The sequence below is a fragment of the Nocardiopsis changdeensis genome (assembly GCF_018316655.1).
GTDB lineage: Bacteria > Actinomycetota > Actinomycetes > Streptosporangiales > Streptosporangiaceae > Nocardiopsis > Nocardiopsis changdeensis.
The window spans coordinates 4,982,974-4,995,591 of the sequence record NZ_CP074133.1; the positions used below are offsets into that span (position 1 = coordinate 4,982,974).

Sequence of the window (12,618 nt, forward strand, 5' to 3'; positions counted from 1 at the left end):
GGCGGCCGGGGCGGCGGCGCCTACTGCGCGATGTCCAGCCGCAGCGCCTGCGCGCCCCGCAGGTACACGTGGTGCAGCTCCGCGCGCGGGCGGTCGGTCTCCACGTGCGCCATCAGCCGCACCACGCGCGGCAGGGCGTGCGGGACCCCGATCTCGGTGGCGCACATCAGCGGGACGTCGACGAACCCGAGCTCCCGGGCGGCCAGCGCCGGGAACTCGCTGGTCAGGTCCGGGGTGGCCGTGAAGAGCACGCTGATGACGTCCTCCGGCTCCAACCCGTTGCGCCGCATCACCTCGGAGACCAGTTCGGCCGTGGCCTCCAGCACCTGCCCGCGTTCGTCCGCGTCGACCTGCACCGCTCCGCGAATGGCCCGTACCGCCACGTCGATCCCGCCTTGTCCGTCGTTCCGCGTACCCGTCCCCGGTCGGAGGAACGGGAACGGCGGCCGCGACCCCGGGTCGCGACCGCCGTCAACTGTATAACCAGCCGGGACCTACAGCCCGGCGGCCTTGTAGAGCTCGCTGACCTCGCGCGGGGTCAGCGCCCGCATCGTGCCCAGCTTGAGGGTGTTCAGGTCGATCGGGCCGACCTGCGTGCGGGCCAGGTCCGCGACCGGGTGGCCGACGGCCTCCATGACGCGCCGCACGATGTGCTTGCGGCCCTCGTGGAGGCGGATCTCCACCAGCGCCTTCGCGCCGTCGTTGTCGACCACGCGGAAGGAGTCGATCTCGACCGGGCCGTCCTCCAGCTCCACGCCCGCGCGCAGCTGCTTGACCACGCTGTGCGGGACGGGGCCGGGCACCTTGGCGATGTAGGTCTTGATGACCTTGTACCGCGGGTGGGTGAGCCGGTTGGACAGCTCGCCGTCGTTGGTGAGCAGGATGAGGCCCTCGGTCTCGGTGTCGAGCCGGCCGACGTGGAAGATCCGCTCCTCGGTCTGGCCGGTGTAGTCGGCCAGGGTGGGGCGGCCCTCGGGGTCCCACATGGTGCTCACGACGCCGCGCGGCTTGTTGAGCGCGAAGTAGAGCTTGTCCGGGGACGTGACGACGCGCATGCCGTCGACGCGGATCTCGGACTTCTCCGGGTCCACCCGGGCGCCGAAGCGGCGGACGACCTCGCCGTCCACGCTGACGCGGCCCGCGGCGATCATCTCCTCGCTGGCGCGGCGGCTGGCGACGCCGGCGGCGGCGAGGGCCTTCTGGAGGCGGATGCCGCCCTCGACGTCGGTGTAGCTGTCGCGGGCCTCGTCGGGACGGTCCTCGTCCTTGGGGTCGTACTCCGAACGCAGCGCGTTGAGGCGCTCGCGGGCGGCCTTGGAGAGCTGGTTCTCGCTCTTGATGTCGCCCATGGGCACCTTGCGGCCGCCGGGGAGGTCGCCGGAGTGGTCGATCTTGTGCCGGGGCTTCTTGGGACGCGCGTCCCGGTCGCCCTCGAAGGAGCGCCCGCCGGGACCGCGCGAGTCGCGGTCACCGAACGAACGACGGTCGTCACCGTCACGCCCACCACGGAAGCCGCCCTCGCGGGAGCCGCCGAAGGAACGCCCGCCGCGGTCGTCGCGGGAACCGCCGTGGGAACGGCCGCCGGGACCGCGCGAGTCGCGGTCACCGAACGAACGGCGGTCGTCGCCGTCACGCCCGCCACGGTAACCACCACGGTCGCCACCCTCACGGGAGCCACCGTAGGAGCGCCCGCCACGGTCGTCACGCGAGCCCCCGTAGCCGCCACGGCCACGGTCCCCGCCATCACGGCCACCCCGGAAGCCACCCTGGCCACGGGAGTCGCCACCGTCACGCCCACCGCGGTAACCACCACGGTCGCCGCCGTCACGCCCACCGCGGTAACCACCACGGTCGCCGCCCTCACGCGAACCGCTGAAGGAACGGCGGTCGTCGCCGTCGCGCCCACCGCGGAAGCCCCCGCGGTCGCCACCCTCACGGGAGCCACCGTAGGAACGCCCGCCACGGTCGTCACGGGAACCCCCGTAGCCGCCACGGCCACGGTCCCCGCCATCACGGCCACCCCGGAAGCCGCCCTCGCGGGAGCCGCCGAAGGAGCGCCCGCCGGGACCGCGCGAGTCGCGGTCACCGAACGAACGGCGGTCGTCGCCGTCACGTCCGCCGCGGTAGCCCCCGCGGTCGCCACCCTCACGGGAGCCGCCGAAGGAACGGCCGCCGGAACCGCGCGAGTCGCGGTCACCGAAGGAACGCCGGTCGTCGCCGTCGCGCCCGCCGCGGAAGCCGCCCTCACGCGAACCGCCGAAGGAACGCCCGCCACGGTCGTCACGGGAACCCCCGTAGCCGCCACGGCCACGGTCCCCACCGTCACGGCCACCCCGGAAGCCACCCTGGCCACGGGAGTCGCCACCGTCGCGCCCGCCGCGGTAACCACCACGGTCGCCGCCCTCACGGGAGCCGCCGTAGGAACGCCCGCCGCCGTAGCCGCCGGAGTCACGTCCGCCACGGGAGTCGCGGTCGCCGTAGGAACGACGGTCTCCACCGTCACGAGAATCACTCATGGAACGTCCCTCACCTGCGCCACGGAAATCACGGCCGCCGCTGCGGCCCCCACCAGTACCACGGAAGTCACGCCCGCCACGGGAGTCACCACCGTCGCGCGGGCCGCGGAATCCGCCGCGGTCCCCGCCGTAGGAGCGGCCTGCGCGGCCGCGGTCGTCCCCACCCCGGGGACCTCGTTCGTCGCGGCGGTCGCGGCCGCCGCCGTTGTCGTTTCGATCGCCGCGCTCACCGCGCGGGGCGTAGTCCCGCGCACCGCGGGAACTGTCGTTAGGTGTGCTCACCGGTGTCGTCTAGACCTTCGATGTCGTCGGGCAGGAACGGTGCCAGATCCGGCAGCTCGTCGAGGCTGCGCAGGCCGAGCCGTTCCAGGAAATAGGAGGTGGTCCGGTACAGCAGGGCACCGGACTCCGGGTCGTGACCGGACTCTTCGATCAGCCCCCTCAGTACGAGGGTACGCATGACGCCGTCGCAGTTGACACCGCGGACCGCAGAGACCCTGCCACGGGAGACCGGCTGGCGGTAGGCCACCACCGCCATCGTCTCCAGCGCGGCCTGGGTCAGCCGCACCTCCTGCCCCTCCTTGAGGAAGTGCTCCACGATGTCGGCGCACTCCGGCCGCGTGTACACGCGCCAGCCGTCGGCCACCGCCCGAAGGTCGAAACCCCTGCCCTGCTCGGTGTATTCCCGCGACAGCGATTCGAGGGTCTCGGAGACCACCGCCACCGGCACCCCCAGCGCGCGGGCCAGGTCGTACTCCGAGACCGGCTGGTCCACCACCATCATCACCGCCTCCAGGTCGCGGCGCAGGGTCGGCGGCACCTCGGCGGTCTCCTCCACGGTCACTCGTCCTCCCCCTTCTCCGCGTCCGCCGGATCGGCGTCGTACTCGCTGTCCACCTCGACCTCGCCCTCGCCGCCGGTCCAGGTGACGACCAGCTCCCCGAGCGGCTCGGGCTGGTCGAAGCCCACGTTCGCGGCCCGGTACAGCTCCAGCAGCGCCAGGAACCGCGCGATGACCTCGAAGGTACCGTCGCACTCGGCGGCCAGCTCCGCGAACGTCATGCTCCCCCGCTCGCGCAGCACCGCCACCATCAGCTCGCCCTGCTCCTTGACGGAGGTCTTGGGCTGGTGGATGTGGGTGACCGGGACGCTCGGCGGCTCCTTGGGGGTGAACACCATCCCGGCCAGCGCCGCGAACTCCTGCGGCCCCAGCTTGAACAGCACCTCCGGGCGCAGCGCCTCGAACCGCTCCTCCAACGGCACGGCGCGCGCGTACCGGCGGCCCTGCGCCCCCAGCCGGTCGCGCAGGAACGCCGCGACCTCCTTGTACGCCCGGTACTGCAGCAGCCGGGCGAACAGCAGGTCGCGGGCCTCCAGCAGGGCGAGGTCCTCCTCGTCCTCCACATCGCCGCGCGGGAGCAGCCGGGCCGCCTTCAGGTCCAGCAGGGTGGCGGCCACGAGCAGGAAGTTGCTGGCCTGGTCCAGGTCCCAGGCCTCCCCGTGGGCGCGGATGTGCGCGATGAACTCGTCGGTGACCTTCGACAGCGACACCTCGGTGATGTCGAGCTTGTGCTTGGCGATGAGCCCCAGCAGCAGGTCGAACGGCCCCTCGAAGTTGTCCAGGTGCACCAGGAAGGCGTTCTCGCCCGCCTCCACGGCCTCGTCCGGAGGTCCCCCCGTCATACCCCCGGCCCCTCGTCGTCGTAACCCATGCACACAAGGGTGTCACCGGCCAGCCCCCGCCGGTGACACCCTCGGTCGTCCCCGCCCCCCGATGTCCCCTCCGACACCGGGCGGGCGTTGTTCAGTCTTCGCTCAGCCGCCGCACCAGCATGCTGGCGGGCCCGTGCTCCTCGAAGTCGGCGAGCAGGACGGCGACCGCCTCACGGACCAGGCGGCCCCGGTCGGCGGACAGCCCGTGCTCGGCGCGCAGCGACAGCCGGGTCTGCTCCAGGGCCAGCAGCTCGGGCCCGGAGATGTAGACGGTGATCTTCTCGTCGTGGCGCTGCCTGCCGCTGGGCTTGGGTGCGCCGTCGACCACCCTGGTGGAGCCCTTGGCGCGCGCGGGGCGCGTCCGGGGCTCGGTCCTTCGCTGTTCCGGTGCCGTGTACTGGCGTTCGGTCTCCGTGTCGGGCACCGCGTCCACCTCGGTGCCGCTGGGGCGGAAGAACAGTTCGTCCGCCCCGGGTAGGGTCACGCGCCGCGACCGCTGAGAGGCCACCTCGCCAGCACCTCCTTGGCCAGTTCCCGGTAGGCGTTGGCGCCGGCCGAGGAGGAGTCGAACCTGGTGATGGGCTCGCCCGCCACGGTGGCGTCCGGGAAGCGCACGGTGCGGTTGATGACCGTGCCGTAGACCTTGTCGCCGAAGCCGTCGATGATGGTGGACAGGACCTCGCGGGCGTGGAGTGTGCGCGGGTCGTACATCGTGCCCAGGAAGCCGTCGATGACGAGGCGCTCGTTGAGCCGCTCCTGGACCTTCTGGATGGTGTCCATGAGCAGGGCCACACCGCGCAGCGCGAAGAACTCGCACTCCAGCGGCACGATGACGCCGTCGGCGGCGGTGAGGGCGTTGACGGTGAGCAGGCCCAGCGAGGGCTGGCAGTCGATGAGGACGACGTCGTAGTCGTCGATCACCGGTCGCAGCGCCCGGCCGAGCATCTGCTCGCGGGCCACCTCGCCGACCAGCTGCACCTCGGCGGCGGACAGGTCGATGTTGCTCGGGATCAGGTCCAGGCCGTCGATGTCCGTCTTGAGCAGGACGTCCTCGACCGTCACGTCCCGCTGCATGAGCAGGTTGTAGACGGTCAGGTCCAGCTCGCGCGGGTCGAGCCGGCCAAGCCCGACCGACAGGGCTCCCTGCGGGTCGAAGTCGACCAGCAGCACCCGTCTGCCGTACTCGGCGATGGCGGCGCCGAGGTTGATGGTGGTGGTGGTCTTGCCGACCCCGCCCTTCTGGTTACAGAGTGCTACAATCCGTGCCGGGCCGTGTTCGTCGATGGGCTCTGGCACCGGATAGGTCCGTTCAGGTCTTGACGCGTGCAGATCGGCCCCCGTGTTGCGTGTCGTGCCCCAGGGGTTGGTCACCGGGTCGGCGAGTTCCTGCTCGCCGACGGCCGCGCCGTGCGCGGCGGCGTCGTTCTCCGACCAGTTCACAACCCTGGACCTCCCCTACGGACCGGCCACGGCCCGAAGGGATGCCGTGCCCCTGGAGCCTGGCGGCCGTCGGAAACTCAATATGTCGACAGCAACGTACCTCTGTGCGGCGACTCTAGAACGCCGACACGACGCACTTCAATGAAACCCGAGTGTAGAATCCCACGTCCTCGCCCCGGAGGGAAACCGAACGCACATATCCGGTCACGCGCGATCCCCTACCCCTGGGGGCTTTCCCGCAGGTCGGAGCCGCCGCGGCGGTGCGCGCGCGGATGGCTGGCCGCGTAGACCTCGCGCAGCCGGTCGACTGTCACAAGTGTGTAGACCTGTGTAGTGGTGACCGAACTGTGCCCCAGGAGCTCCTGCACGACCCGGATGTCCGCACCGCCGTCGAGCAGGTGGGTGGCGAAGGAGTGCCGCAGGGTGTGCGGGGACACCCCCGTCACCCCCGCGCGTTCGGCCACCGCCCCCAGCACGCCCCAGGCGCCCTGCCGGGTGAGCCTGCCGCCGCGGGCGTTGAGGAACAGCGCCGGGCCGCCCCGGCCGCGCCCGGCGCGGGCCAGCACCGGCCGGGCCCGCGTCAGGTAGGCGGCCAGCGCCCGCCGGGCGTGGGAGCCCACCGGGACCATCCGCTCCTTGCCGCCCTTGCCGGTGATCCGCACCAGCCCTACGTGGTCCTCGGGCACGGGGGCGTCCAGGCCGACGGCGTCGGCCACGTCGTCCACGTCGGCGCCGACCGCCTCGGAGATGCGCGCGCCGGTCCCGTACAGCAGCTCCAGCAGGGCCCGGTCGCGCAGCGCCAGTAGGGCGGCCCGGTCGCCGGCGGCGACGGGGGCCTCCACCGGTCCGGCGGCCGCCAGCAGGCGCTCGACCGTCTCCACCGGGACCGCCTTGGGCAGCCGCATCGGGGTGGCGGGCGGGGCCAGGTCGGCGGTGGGGTCGGCGGCGGCCCGCCCCTCGCGGACCGCGAACCGGTGCAGGCCGCGCACGGCGGCCAGGGTGCGCGCCGCCGACGCCGCCGCCAGCGGCGCCCGCCCGTCCCCGCCCTCGCGCAGGGCCCGCACGAAGGAGCCCGCCACGGCGGGGGTGACCAGGTCGACCGAGTCCACCCCCGCCGCGGCCAGGTACTCCCGGTACCGGCGCAGGTCGGCGCGGTAGGCCGCCAGCGTGTTGTCGGCCAGCGCCCGCTCGGCGCTCAGGTGGTCCAGGAACGCCGCGCACACCCGCTCCACCCCGGAGGGGCCGCCCGCGCCCGTCACGGCTCGGCGGGCTCGCGCAGGCCGGTGAAGCCCTCGCGGGAGGCGGCGTGCGCGGCCAGGACGCCGATCACCGTCGCCCCGTTGTGCAGCCGCCCGGCCAGGGCCAGGCCCACCGCCTCGTCCAGCGGCACCCACTCGGCGACCAGGTCGGCCTCCTCGTGCTGGCGCTCGAAGTCGATCTCCTCGGCCGGCACCTCCGACAGCCCGCGGGCCAGGAATACGTGAATGCGCTCGTTGGAGAAGCCGGGGCTGGGGAAGAAGTCGGCGAGCTCGTGCCAGGTGTCGGCGCGCAGCCCCGCCTCCTCCACCAGCTCGCGGCGGGCGGTGGCCAGCGGACCCTCGCCCTCGCCGTCGATGATCCCGGCGGGCAGCTCCCACAGCGTGTGCCGGGTGGCGTGCCGGTACTGGCGCTGCAGCAGCACCCGGCCAGCGTCGTCCAGGGCCAGCGCGGCCGCGGCCCCCGGGTGCTCCATGTAGTCGCGGGCGGCGAGGCTCGTACCGCGGCCGCCCGGGCCGGGCATCCGCACCCAGTCGGTGCGCATGCCCACCAGGCGGGAGCGGAAGCGGTCCTCGGACCGCTCCACCGGCCACGACGCGGGGGCGTCCGCGATCTTCGCGTCCGCCCCCGTGTTGTCGGTTCCGGCCGGGCGGGTGTGACTCATATGCTCTCGCCTCTCAGGCTCGTGCCCCGCCCGGCCCCACCTTCAGGACTTCTTGTTCTCCAAGGCCGCCGCGATCAGACCGCGGAACATCGGGTTGGCCTTGGTCGGCCGGGAACGCAGTTCCGGGTGCGCCTGCGTGGCGATGTAGAACGGGTGGACGTCCCGGGGCAGCTCGACGTACTCCACCAGCTTGCCATCCGGGGACAGCCCGGAGAACACCAGACCCGCCTCCTCCAGCTTGGGCCGGTAGGCGTTGTTGACCTCGAACCGGTGGCGGTGGCGCTCGGACGCCTGCGCCTGGCCCCCGTACAGGTCGCGCGCCAGGGTGCCCTCGCCCAGGTCGGCGGGGTACAGGCCCAGCCGCATGGTGCCGCCCATGTCGCGCTCGCCCGAGACCACGTCCTCCTGGTCGGCCATGGTGGCGATGACCGGGTCGACGGCCTTGTCGTCGAACTCGGTGCTGTTGGCGCCCTCCAGGCCCAGCACGTTGCGCGCGTACTCGATGACGATCGCCTGCAGGCCCAGGCAGATGCCCAGCAGCGGGACGCGGTTCTCGCGGGCGTAGCGGATGGCGCCGATCTTGCCCTCGATGCCGCGCACGCCGAACCCGCCGGGGATGAGGATGCCGTCGACGCCGTCCAGCTCGGCGGCCGCGCCCGAGGGGCTGGCGCAGTTGTCGCTGGCGACCCAGCGGATGTTCACCCGGGTGTCGGTGGCGAACCCGCCGGCGCGCAGCGCCTCGGAGACCGACAGGTAGGCGTCGGGCAGGTCGATGTACTTGCCGACCATGGCGATGGTGACCTCGTGGTCGGGCTGGTGCACGCGGCGCAGCAGCGAGTCCCACTCGGTCCAGTCCACGTCGCGGAACGGCATGCCCAGGCGGCGCACGACGTAGGCGTCCAGGCCCTCGCGGTGCAGGACCTTGGGGATGTCGTAAATGGACGGGGCGTCGGGGGTGGAGACCACGCCTGCCTCGTCCACGTCGCACATGAGGCTGATCTTGGCCTTCAGGCTCTGGGTGATGGGCCGGTCCGAGCGGCACACGATGGCGTCGGGCTGGATGCCGATGCTGCGCAGGGCGGCGACCGAGTGCTGGGTCGGCTTGGTCTTCATCTCGCCCGAGGGGCCCAGGAAGGGGATCAGCGAGACGTGCAGGAAGAAGCAGTTGTCGCGGCCGATCTCGTGCCGGATCTGGCGGACCGCCTCCAGGAACGGCTGCGACTCGATGTCGCCGACCGTGCCGCCGATCTCGGTGATGACGATGTCGACCTCGGGGTCGTCCATCGCGTAGATGCGCGACTTGATCTCGTTGGTGATGTGCGGGATGACCTGCACGGTGTCGCCGAGGTAGGCGCCCTGCCGCTCCTTGGCGATGACGCTGGAGTAGATCTGCCCGGTGGTGACGTTCGCGGTCGCCGACAACTCGGTGTCGAGGAAGCGCTCGTAGTGGCCCACGTCCAGGTCGGTCTCGGCGCCGTCGTCGGTGACGAACACCTCGCCGTGCTGGAACGGGTTCATCGTGCCGGGGTCCACGTTGAGGTACGGGTCCAGCTTCTGCATGGTGACCCGCAGCCCGCGCGACTTCAGGAGCCGGCCGAGGCTCGAAGCGGTGAGGCCTTTGCCCAGACTGGAGGCGACGCCGCCAGTAACGAAAAGGTGCTTGGTACTCGCGGCGGATGCCAAAGTGTTGCTCCCGTGGGTTGAGTGGCTACGGCGGGCTCGGAGGAGCCAGAGCGGCCGTGCGGCGGTCCGGTTCCGAGGCGGTGGGATCATCGCTTCGGTCCGCCCGGACATCCACGGGGCACCAGGATAACAGGCCCCCGCGGAACCACATCCGCAGAACACCTTTCCCGGGGCCGCTGTTCCCACCGCGACCTGCGGCGATCCCGGGGGCCAGGGGAAGGCGCCCCCGCGGCGGCGGCCGTGTCGTGTGCGTCACGGTCGCGCAAACGCCCGCCGGAAGGGGCTTCCCGGCCGCCGCCGCTCCTTCCGGCTCCGCCCCCGCTCCGCGACGAACACCACAGGCCCCACCCGTCGCTCGGTCCCGTCCGGCGGGGGCCGCGCCCCGGTCCCCGCCCAGTGCGTACGACCGCCCTGGCCGACGGGCCCCGAGAGGACCCGCCGCGAAGGGCGCGAAGGAACACGCAGGTTCCCGCCGAGCGCGTACGACCGCCCCGGCGGGGCCGAGAGGACCCGCCGCGAAGGGCGCGAAGAGCCCCACGGGGGCGCGCACCACCACCCCCGCCCGAGAAGGCCGTGCCCCGGCGGGGCCGGCCGGTCAGGCGGGGAAGTCCCCGGCGCGGCCCAGGTAGGCCGGGGGCGCCTTGTCCAGGCGCTCGCCCGTCCAGTCGCCCAGGGCGGCGGCCGCCGACAGGCTCACGCCCGTGTGCAGGCCGCTGCGGTGCAGCAGGTACAGCAGGTCCTCGGTGGCGATGTTGCCGGTCGCGGCGGGCGCGAACGGGCAGCCCCCGAACCCGCCCACGCTGGAGTCCAGCACCCGCACCCCGGCCTCCGCCGCCGCCCAGGCGTTGGCGTAGCCGGTGTTGCGGGTGTTGTGGAAGTGGCAGCGCAGCGTGCGCCCGCCGGCGACGGCGGCCACCGCCCCCACGAGTTCGGTGACCTGGCGGGGCACGCCCACGCCGATGGTGTCGGCCAGCGCGATCTCCACCGCCGAGGTGTCGGCGACGCGCCGCACCACCTCCACCACCCGTTCCGTGGACACCTCCCCGTCGAAGGGGCAGCCGAACGCCGTCGACACGGTGACGCTCAGCGGGACGCCGGTGCCCTCCAGGGCCCGGTCGATGTCGGCCAGCGCGTCGAGCATCCCGTCGACGGTGGTGCCCTGGTTGCGCACGCAGAACCCGTCGGTGGCGGGCACCGCGACGTTCACCTCCGACACCGCGGCCTCGAGCGCCCGGTCCAGGCCGCGCCGGTTGAGGACCAGCCCGATGTGGGAGACGCCCGGGGCGCGACGCACGCCCTTCATGATCTCCTCGGCCCCGGCCATCTGCGGGACCCTCTTGGGGTTGACGAAGCTGACGGCCTCGATACGGCGCAGTCCCGCGTCGGCGGCCCGGTCGATCATCGCGATCCGGTCCTCGACCGAGAGCACCTTCGCCTCGTTCTGCAGCCCGTCGCGCGGCCCCACCTCGACGATCTCGACGTGCTCGCCGCCCGCCGGCCCCCGGTCGTCCACGGTCATGTCCGTCCCCTCCCACGCGCCCGTGCGTTCGCGCACAGGCTAGCCCAGGGGGCCGCGGGCCCCGGGAGGCGGGGCCGGTCGGCCCGCGGTCAGCGCAGGGCGAGGGCGGGGCGGATCTCCCAGGTCGTCCAGACCGGGCGGTAGCCCATGCGGTGCCAGAACGGGCCCGACAGCGGGTTCATGGCGGCGTAGTTGAGCACCGAGACGCCCACCCCGTGGCTGTCCAGGGCCTGGTGGGCCTGGCCGACCAGGGCGGTGCCGATGCCGTTGCCGCGTTCGGCGGCGGTGACCACGCCGTAGCCGATGTGCGCGATCGGGCGCGCCTTGACCAGGGACTTGGCCCAGCGGGACCGCTCGGGCGGGGACACCCACAGCAGGCCCACGGCGCGGCCGCGCCGCTCGGCCAGCCAGATCCAGGAGCGGTCCCGCTCCAGGGCGCGGGCGGCCACCTTGCGGGTCTGCTCGGCGGTGTCGGGCTGGAGGAAGACGCCGCCGAAGTGCTGCTCGTAGCGGTGCTCCTCCATGAGGAGGCCCACCACCTGGGTGAGGTCGCTGCGGTCGGCCAGGCGGATGGTGACGTCGCGCGGCGGCAGCGACGGTGGCACGCCGCGGCGGCGCTGGCGCGCGGCGAGCACGGTGTAGGGCTGCAGGCCGTGGCGCTGGAGCGGGATGATGCCGCAGACGTCGCGGGCGGGCCAGCTCACCAGGGCGGCCGACTCCGAGCCGGTGCCGGTGGGCAGGTCCTCCAGCTGGTCGCGCCAGCTGGTGAGCAGCGAGTCCAGGGCGCGGGAGGGCTCGGGGCCGCCGACGATGGGGGTCAGCCAGTGCTGGTCGGGCACGCCCCAGATCCGGCCGACCTCGCCGGGCTGGTACCAGGTGTAGTGCATGGCGCCCGCCGCGACCGTGCGGCCGTCCTCGTCGCTGACGGTCAGCAGGGGGTAGGAGTCGGCGGCGAAGCTCACCGGTTCGGGCAGCAGGGGGTCCGCGGCCGCCCAGCGCTGGGCGGCGGACCGCACCAGCGGGTCGAGGCCCGCATCGCCTCCGGGCGACTCATCATGTCGCACCCGGGCGACATAACCGCTCATCCACCCCTCCCCTAGCGGGTCTCACGTGTCCGCCCCCGCCGTCGTGCCGCCCCGACGACGGGCGGGACGAAACGACCGTACCGCCTCAGAGTCGGACGGGGGAACGATACAGCCGACCGACACCGAAAGTTCACCCTCGGTGGTGGCATCCGCCCGATCTGTGGCCCTCCTCCGCGCCGACGCGGACGTGGACGCTGACCACCGTAACCGATCGAAGGTCACTCTCAGGTGGCGGGGCGGTCAATCCGGCGACACGGAATCCCGTCGTGACACGGGATCGCGCCGCCCGGGCGCCGCGGGGGTCACTCCTGGGCGACCCCGCCCTCGGCGACGGTGGTGTTGCGGCCCTGGTTGACGATCGTGGGCTCGCCGCCCGCGAAGGAGATGGTGTTGTCCACTCCGACCAGCACGATCTTGTCGGCCGAGCCCACGTCGACGGTGGAGCCGCGGCCGGTGGCGCGGACCACGCCGCAGGACCCGTCGAGCACCACGACGGCGTCGTCGGCCGAGACCACGACCTCGCGCCCCTCGCACTCCTCGTGGATCTCGGAGCCGTCGTCCACGACGATGAGCACGTCGTGGGCGTCGACGTTCTCCTCGGGGATCGTGACGGCGTCGGACCCGGGCGGCAGGTCGGGGCCCTCGATCTGCTCGCGGCCGAAGGCCAGGCCGCACCCGGTCAGCATGGTGCCCAGCAGCACGGCGCCGCCGGCGACCACCTGGAGTCGAGCCCTCATCGTT

Annotated in this window: 12 protein-coding genes; all 12 read right to left on the bottom strand. The window is 73.0% G+C overall.

All coding sequences use genetic code 11. The features are described from left to right. Positions 1–20 precede the first annotated feature (20 nt). Positions 21–383 (bottom strand): chorismate mutase, encoded by a 363-nt coding sequence (gene aroH / locus KGD84_RS22690; protein WP_220562414.1) that lies wholly within the window; start codon positions 381–383, stop codon positions 21–23. A gap of 111 nt (positions 384–494) precedes the next feature. Beyond that, a complete protein-coding gene (locus KGD84_RS33715; protein WP_338151186.1) occupies positions 495–1,349 on the bottom strand; it encodes a pseudouridine synthase in 855 nt (284 codons plus the stop codon). Positions 1,350–2,784: 1,435 nt separating this feature from the next. Beyond that, positions 2,785–3,360 carry an SMC-Scp complex subunit ScpB gene (scpB, locus tag KGD84_RS22700; protein WP_220562416.1) on the bottom strand — a complete coding sequence of 192 codons (576 nt, stop codon included), beginning with the start codon at positions 3,358–3,360 and terminating at the stop codon, positions 2,785–2,787. Then, the gene (locus KGD84_RS22705; RefSeq protein WP_220562417.1) at positions 3,357–4,199 is read right to left on the bottom strand and encodes a segregation and condensation protein A; all 843 of its coding nucleotides are present in this window, start codon (positions 4,197–4,199) and stop codon (positions 3,357–3,359) included. Before KGD84_RS22705 ends, scpB begins: the two co-directional genes overlap by 4 nt. A gap of 121 nt (positions 4,200–4,320) precedes the next feature. Next, a complete protein-coding gene (locus KGD84_RS22710) occupies positions 4,321–4,713 on the bottom strand; it encodes a hypothetical protein (protein WP_220562418.1) in 393 nt (130 codons plus the stop codon). After that, positions 4,710–5,669: a ParA family protein gene (locus KGD84_RS22715; RefSeq protein ID WP_220562419.1), complete on the bottom strand. Its 960-nt coding sequence runs from the start codon at positions 5,667–5,669 to the stop codon at positions 4,710–4,712. Before KGD84_RS22715 ends, KGD84_RS22710 begins: the two co-directional genes overlap by 4 nt. Positions 5,670–5,887: 218 nt before the next feature. After that, the gene (locus KGD84_RS22720) at positions 5,888–6,928 is read right to left on the bottom strand and encodes a tyrosine recombinase (protein ID WP_220562420.1); all 1,041 of its coding nucleotides are present in this window, start codon (positions 6,926–6,928) and stop codon (positions 5,888–5,890) included. Further along, positions 6,925–7,590 carry an NUDIX domain-containing protein gene (locus KGD84_RS22725; protein ID WP_220562421.1) on the bottom strand — a complete coding sequence of 222 codons (666 nt, stop codon included), beginning with the start codon at positions 7,588–7,590 and terminating at the stop codon, positions 6,925–6,927. Before KGD84_RS22725 ends, KGD84_RS22720 begins: the two co-directional genes overlap by 4 nt. 42 nt (positions 7,591–7,632) lie before the next feature. Next, on the bottom strand, positions 7,633–9,273 hold the full coding sequence (locus KGD84_RS22730; protein ID WP_220562422.1) for a CTP synthase: 1,641 nt from the start codon (positions 9,271–9,273) through the stop codon (positions 7,633–7,635). A gap of 595 nt (positions 9,274–9,868) precedes the next feature. Further along, the gene (locus KGD84_RS22735; protein WP_220562423.1) at positions 9,869–10,792 is read right to left on the bottom strand and encodes a hydroxymethylglutaryl-CoA lyase; all 924 of its coding nucleotides are present in this window, start codon (positions 10,790–10,792) and stop codon (positions 9,869–9,871) included. A gap of 89 nt (positions 10,793–10,881) precedes the next feature. Next, complete coding sequence (locus tag KGD84_RS22740) at positions 10,882–11,877, bottom strand: GNAT family N-acetyltransferase (protein ID WP_220562424.1); 996 nt, start codon at positions 11,875–11,877, stop codon at positions 10,882–10,884. Positions 11,878–12,179: 302 nt separating this feature from the next. Next, a complete protein-coding gene (locus tag KGD84_RS22745) occupies positions 12,180–12,614 on the bottom strand; it encodes a DUF3060 domain-containing protein (RefSeq protein ID WP_220562425.1) in 435 nt (144 codons plus the stop codon). Positions 12,615–12,618: the final 4 nt, after the last annotated feature.